The organism is Dolosicoccus paucivorans (assembly GCF_900100125.1).
In the GTDB taxonomy this organism is placed as follows: Bacteria; Bacillota; Bacilli; order Lactobacillales; family Aerococcaceae; genus Dolosicoccus; species Dolosicoccus paucivorans.
The window spans coordinates 1-6,218 of record NZ_FNEL01000075.1 but is presented as its reverse complement, the minus strand read 5'-3'; the positions used below and the strand labels follow the sequence as shown (position 1 = coordinate 6,218).

Here is a 6,218-nt window from a genome sequence, read left to right as displayed (position 1 = left end):
GGTATTTTTTCTGAATCAGTTGAAGTTCTTCTTGAGTATGTTGGTTTGGATGACTGTGAGGACGGCGACTTTTGTTACGTAAGCTATCCCACGTCTTATCGTAACGCTTGCGCCAACGTTGGACATTTTGACGACTTGTGCCATAACGACGGGCTGCTTTGGCGTTATTATCATATTTTTCCGCATACTCAACAACTTTTTGCCTATATCGCATTTCTTCTGTTATAATTGACTTCATGGGGAGCTTCCTTTCACACTATTGTTTTTTATTCGTTAAATATAGTGTACCAGAAGCTCCTCTTTTTTTATGTTTTCGTGTCACATATGTATGATACCCTTACAACTAATGGATGATTTTAAAAGTCGTATAATTTGTTTCATCGTTTACAATTTCCCAATCAATTGCATTAATTTTGACAAAACGATGAGCTGTTCGCTGAATGCGGTCAATTAATGCTTGAAACGTTTTTTCATTGGTTTGGAAATAGGCTTCCACATCTAGATTAGTCTTATTACGCACGGTTCCTGGGACATTGAAAACGTCACAACAAGACTTTACATGAGCTCTAAAACCAACACCTTGTACGTGTCCTTTGAAAATAACATGATAAGTTGTCAATTTTCTTCCTCCTTTATCCTCTATTGTCTATTCGAAAACATGTTCGATTCATGGTACAATAGTATTGTTTTCATTATAACAGAAAAAGTAAGGAGGGAATGATATGGCGAATAAAAGAACACGAACTAAAACTTCAAAAGTTAAAGCGCAATACCAACCTTTTTATTTTGTTGTCGGCTTAGTATTGCTCTTTTTTTCAATTTTAGCTAGTTTTGAATGGGGCGCATTAGGCATCCTTTTTGTCAATTTATTGCGTCTTCTTATCGGAGAACTATACTCATTGGGTTTAGTTGGTTTCTTTTTTTATGCGGTGTACTTAATGATTAAAGGCGATGCTGGAGAATTATCTTCTAAGCGGTTAGGAGGAGGACTTTTAATTCTTACCTCTTTAACACTTTATTTGCATCTGCGCACTTTTTATCCTTTATTAGATCCATCTGTATCCATTTTTAATCAAACATTTGCAACTTTTAAAGAAGATCTGTTAACAAGTCAGACGTTACATTCTCTTGGGGGAGGAATGTTAGGAGCCTTTTTATCTTACTTATTTAGCTATTTGTTTGGTATCGCCGGATCTAAATTGTTGTCATTTATCTTATTTATTGTTGGACTTATCTTTATTGTTGATCGTTCCTTGTTAGATATGCCATTAGTCTTTCAAAAGAGTGTTAAAAATATGGAAGGTTTCCCTCAAACATTCAAAAATATGGGTCAACATTTAAAAGAAATTTTTAACCAAGAAGAGTTGGAAGAGGAAGAAGATGAAGAAGTAACAATTGAAGTACCTTCTTCCAAAACACAGACTTTAAAAGAAAAATTGGTTTCTGTTTTCAAACAGGACGTCATCGATAAAGAAACACCACCTATTTTGCATTCGGATCATGATCATAATATTAAACCCGAGAATATGGATCAATTTGAAACCTATTCGCAGTCGGATCCTAAAGCATCGACGGCTCAATCTCATCGACCTTTAAATGTAGTGTTAGACTTGGATTATTTTGATGAAGATACCACTCAAGTAGCATCAGACGATACTTCTCACTATTTAGAAGAAGCAAGTAATGAACCCATTGAGTCTTCTTTTTCTAGTCCAGAAAGTCAAAATGTTAATGAAGAGCCTGTTCCTTTACAAGCTGCTCACCATTGGCAACAGGAATCAGGAGTTGCCTCTACAACAGAAAATGAAGTAGAAGAGAGTGTTAAAAAAGAACAACCATCCATTAAAAAAGACAAGAAAAGAAATCGATCTCAAACATATCAATTACCAACTAAAGCTTTATTAACTAAAATTCCTCCTGTAGATCAAACGGAAGAATATCAACGTATCAATCAAAATATTGAAAAGTTAGAACTAACGTTTAAAAGCTTTGGGGTAGATGCTAAAGTGGTCAAAGCAAACCTGGGACCCTCAGTTACTAAATATGAGATAGAACCAGCCATTGGAGTAAAGGTAAGTCGGATTGTTTCTTTAGCTGACGATATTGCCTTATCACTGGCTGCTAGAGATATTCGGATTGAAGCGCCCATTCCAGGTAAATCCCTTATTGGAATCGAAGTGCCTAACCATCAAGTAAGTCCTGTCTCTTTTTGGGAAATTATTGATCCAGCTCTAAAAAGTCCTCATCTGTTGGAAGTGCCGATGGGACGAGATATTTCCGGTAAAGTTCAATTAGCCGATCTATCGAAAATGCCCCACTTACTTATCGCCGGAGCGACAGGTAGTGGTAAATCAGTCGGGATGAACGTTATTATTACGTCATTACTGATGAAAGCAACGCCAGAACAAGTGAAATTTTTAATGGTAGATCCTAAAAAAGTTGAGTTTGCGATGTACGACGGCATTCCCCATCTTCTAACACCTGTTGTCACTAACCCACGTAAGGCAGCGCAAGCATTAAATAAAGTCGTCTTAGAAATGGAGCGACGTTATGAAATGTTTGCGGCAATGAGTGTACGTAATATTGATGGCTATAACGATCAAGTGGATGACTATAATAAAGAAAACCAAACAGATTATGAAAAAATGCCGCGAATTGTGGTCTTTGTTGATGAATTAGCTGACTTAATGCTTGTGGCGAGTAATGATGTGGAACAAGCCATTATTCGTTTAGCTCAAATGGCACGTGCGGCAGGCATTCATATGATTTTAGCCACTCAACGTCCATCAGTTGATGTTATTACAGGAATTATTAAAGCAAATATTCCGTCACGTTTAGCTTTTGCGGTATCTAGTGGTACAGATTCTCGAACAATTATTGATAGTAATGGAGCAGAAAAACTTCTAGGACGTGGAGATATGTTATTCCAACCAATGGGGATGAATAAACCGATTCGAATCCAGGGAGCTTATATTTCTGATGAAGAAGTAGAACGCATTACTGAGTTTATTAAAGAACAACGACAGGAAGAGTACGATGAATCAATGATTGTCACTCAAGAAGCGGTAGAGCAAGCTGAACAGTCGGATGATGAATACTTTGATGAAGTTGTTGAACTTATTAAACATCAAGACACCATTAGTATCTCCCAACTTCAACGCCAGTTTAGAATCGGTTATAACCGTGCAGCAAGATTAGTGGATGATTTAGAAGCCATAGGAATGATCGGACCTTCTGAAGGAAGCAAACCTCGCCAAGTATTAATTACTGAAAATATTCAAGAGTTGTCAGAGAATCAGGACTAATATTGTTGTATTTATAAGGGAAATCGACTATGATAATAATGGAGTAGAAAGCGTATTCCAAAACTATCAAGGAGGTAATGCAATGAAGCGTTTAGTTAAAGCAATGTTAAGTGGATTAATGGCTGCCAGCGTGATCGTGACACCTTTAGTCCAAGTCGCTCAAGCAGAAGATGCTGCGTCAATTGTCATGGTAACAGACCAAGGTGGGGTTGATGATAAATCCTTTAACCAAAGTGCTTGGGAAGGAATTCAAGCCTACGGTGAGGAGCACGGTTTAGAAAAAGGTGCCGGTGGGTATAACTACTTGCAATCAAATAATGATTCTGAGTTCATTACTAACTTTACTCAAGCGGTGAACGCAGATTTTGATTTGATTTACGGAATTGGGTTCAAATTAATTGATGCGATGACTGAAATGTCAGCTCAATATCCTGATCAACAGTTTGTTATTGTCGATGGATTTGTTGATGCACCAAACGTTGCTGCTTTAAACTTTAAAGACAATGAAGCTGCTTTTTTAGCGGGAGTTGCAGCCGCTTCAGCTACAAAAACAAATAAACTAGGATTTGTTGGTGGAGTAGAAGGGTTCATTATTGACCGCTTTGAAGCAGGATTTGTTGAAGGAGCCAAAGCAGTTAATCCAGACATTGAAATTACAGTTGAATATGTTGGTAGTTTTGCAGACCCAGCTAAAGGTAAACAAATTGCCGCAACAATGTACGCAAATGACGTAGATGTTATTTACCATGCTGCTGGAGATTCAGGTAATGGCGTCTTCTCAGAAGCAAAAGATATCGTTGAAAATGACCCAGAACGCGACATTTGGGTTGTAGGAGTTGACCGCGACCAAGAAGAAGAAGGAATTGTTACTGTTGACGGAGAAGAGCGTCACTTAACTTTAACTTCTAGCTTGAAAGAAGTTGGAAATGCCGTTCAACAATTTGCTAACGACACAAATAAAGACGGATTCCAAGCAGGCGAAAAAGTCTTTGGTCTAAAAGAAGAAGGCGTTGGCTTAACAAAAGGCAATTTATCAGACGATGTATGGGCAAAAGTCGAAGAATATCGTGGAAAAATTATCGATGGTGAATTAGAAGTTCCTGAAAAGCCAGAACGTTAATGAATATTTTAATATAAGTACTCTCAGAAAGAGAGTGACTCCCCTAACGCTATTTATTTAACGTTAGGGGAGTTTTTATATGTCATTTTTAGTGTAAAAATGAAGATTAAATGATTTATGGATTAGATAATGATGAGATATCCCTTGTGTAAAAATGAGACAAGTGGTATATTGACCGAAGTGCTTTAAATAATATAAAAAATTAAAAGCGACTGAAAAATATAAAATGGAGGACAGAACTATGACACACTTTAAAAATGCAATTGTTCGACTTCCTGGTCAAGGGATTAGCGAAGGAATTACATCTGATACTACACTAGGTAAACCAGATTATAAAAAGGCGCTGGTGCAACATTCACATTACGTCTCAGCTTTAACACGTTGTGGTGTGAAGGTTAATATCTTACCACCCAATGATGATTTTCCTGACTCATGCTTCATGGAAGATACCGCATTATGTACGGATAAATGTGTGATCATCTCCCGACCAGGCGCAGATACACGTATGAAAGAAACACAGTTAGAGGACTTCAGAAATATGATTCAAAGTTTCTACACCAATGTTCATGAAATTAAAGCACCCGGTACAGTAGAGCCAGGAGATATTATGATGGTAGGCGACACGTTTTATGTAGGTAGATCAGAGCGAACCAATAAAGAAGGAATTCGCCAAGTTCGTGAAATTTTAGAAAGTTACGGTAAAGAGGTCGTCGAAATTCCGCTAACAGAAGTACTTCACTTAAAAACAGGTGTGAATTACATTGAAGATAATAACTTACTTGTGTCAGGAGAGTTTATTGATAATCCTCATTTTGAAAACTTCAATAAAATTGTTGTTGATTCAGACGAAGCTTATGCTTCTAACTGTCTTTGGATCAATGGAAAAGTCATTGTGCCTGAAGATTTTCCTAAAGTAAGAAAAGCGATTGAACATTTAGGGTACGAAGTCATCGTTATCGACACTTCAGAGTTTAGAAAAATCGATGGAGGGTTAAGTTGTTTATCTTTACGTTTTTAAAAATAGATACGAGTTCCAAATAAATCATTTAGAATTCTAAAGATTTCCAGGAGGTCTAAAGATGTGTCAGCAGCGCATATCTTTAGACTTTTTTAATAGGACAATACTTTTACTAAAAGACTGCTCAATAAAAAGCCTATCTTTGGATAATCAAAAATAGGCTTTAAAAAGATGGCTTAAAGTTTATTGGAAAGAAAGTTAGTTAGTGTACTCTTCGAGTTGTTTCATCGCATTAAAGATATCTTGAGTCGTAATCGTTGGAAAAACGACTTGCATCAACTTTTCACCTTCACACATGGCTTGGAGCGCATCATTTAAGTGAGAGTGATCTAAAGTTAGATTTAAATCATTAAGTTGTGTAGGTAAGTTTAAAACGTTATACAATTTTAGTAACTCATTAAGGTCATCCCATTTGTTTTCTAATGGTGGATTATATAATCAACTTAGCCGCCCGTTTGTGAATAAAAAACGCCATGTGGATTTCATGTTATCATTGTAGTTAGCAGACCCAATGAAAGGATGAAATCACATGACGCAACTACATGATAACACAACGAATAATACAGGCAAGCATTTGACTCTAGGTGAACGCTATAAAATTGAAGCCTACCTTGAAGAAGGACATAGCTATAGAGAAATGGGGCGCCGCTTAGGCCACCATCATACGACGATTAGTAACGAGATTAAGCGTGGCACTGTTCGACAAGTTCGAAAGGTGACGGCTCAAACAGGAAAAGTATATGAGTACTACGATAGAATTTACTCGCCAGAGGCT

General features: G+C 37.1%; 7 protein-coding genes. 4 read left to right on the top strand and 3 right to left on the bottom strand.

Annotated elements, in window-relative coordinates; translation table 11 throughout:
* The coding region (locus BLR79_RS08280) for a helix-turn-helix domain-containing protein (RefSeq protein ID WP_143338836.1) at positions 1-238 on the bottom strand (238 nt) is incomplete at its 3' end.
* 105 nt (positions 239-343) lie between these two features.
* A complete protein-coding gene (locus tag BLR79_RS08275) occupies positions 344-619 on the bottom strand; it encodes an acylphosphatase (protein ID WP_159427637.1) in 276 nt (91 codons plus the stop codon).
* A 103-nt stretch (positions 620-722) separates the two neighbouring features.
* On the opposite strand from BLR79_RS08275, the gene BLR79_RS09355 reads away from it, so the two are divergent.
* The 3 genes from BLR79_RS09355 (at position 723) to BLR79_RS08260 (ending at position 5,443) form a co-directional block, all read left to right on the top strand.
* Positions 723-3,305, top strand: a complete 2,583-nt coding sequence (locus BLR79_RS09355; RefSeq protein ID WP_092086900.1) for an FtsK/SpoIIIE family DNA translocase — start codon at positions 723-725, stop codon at positions 3,303-3,305.
* A gap of 82 nt (positions 3,306-3,387) precedes the next feature.
* Entirely contained in the window at positions 3,388-4,425 is a 1,038-nt protein-coding gene (locus BLR79_RS08265) for a BMP family lipoprotein (protein WP_092086897.1), read from the top strand.
* A gap of 241 nt (positions 4,426-4,666) precedes the next feature.
* A complete protein-coding gene (locus BLR79_RS08260) occupies positions 4,667-5,443 on the top strand; it encodes a dimethylarginine dimethylaminohydrolase family protein (protein ID WP_092086894.1) in 777 nt (258 codons plus the stop codon).
* 198 nt (positions 5,444-5,641) lie between these two features.
* On the opposite strand, the gene BLR79_RS08255 is transcribed toward BLR79_RS08260, so the two are convergent.
* The gene (locus BLR79_RS08255) at positions 5,642-5,827 is read right to left on the bottom strand and encodes a hypothetical protein (protein WP_092086891.1); all 186 of its coding nucleotides are present in this window, start codon (positions 5,825-5,827) and stop codon (positions 5,642-5,644) included.
* Between the two features lie 145 nt (positions 5,828-5,972).
* Between BLR79_RS08255 and BLR79_RS08250 the strand changes: the two genes are divergently transcribed.
* Positions 5,973-6,218: helix-turn-helix domain-containing protein (locus tag BLR79_RS08250; RefSeq protein WP_143338835.1), on the top strand; the 246-nt coding region annotated here is incomplete at its 3' end.

Bases quoted from the DNA above. Each gene is read 5' to 3' on its own strand.
- BLR79_RS09355 (WP_092086900.1), top strand. From the start codon at position 723: ATGGCGAATAAAAGAACACGAACTAAAACTTCAAAAGTTAAAGCGCAA.
- BLR79_RS08265 (WP_092086897.1), top strand. From the start codon at position 3,388: ATGAAGCGTTTAGTTAAAGCAATGTTAAGTGGATTAATGGCTGCCAGC.
- BLR79_RS08260 (WP_092086894.1), top strand. From the start codon at position 4,667: ATGACACACTTTAAAAATGCAATTGTTCGACTTCCTGGTCAAGGGATT.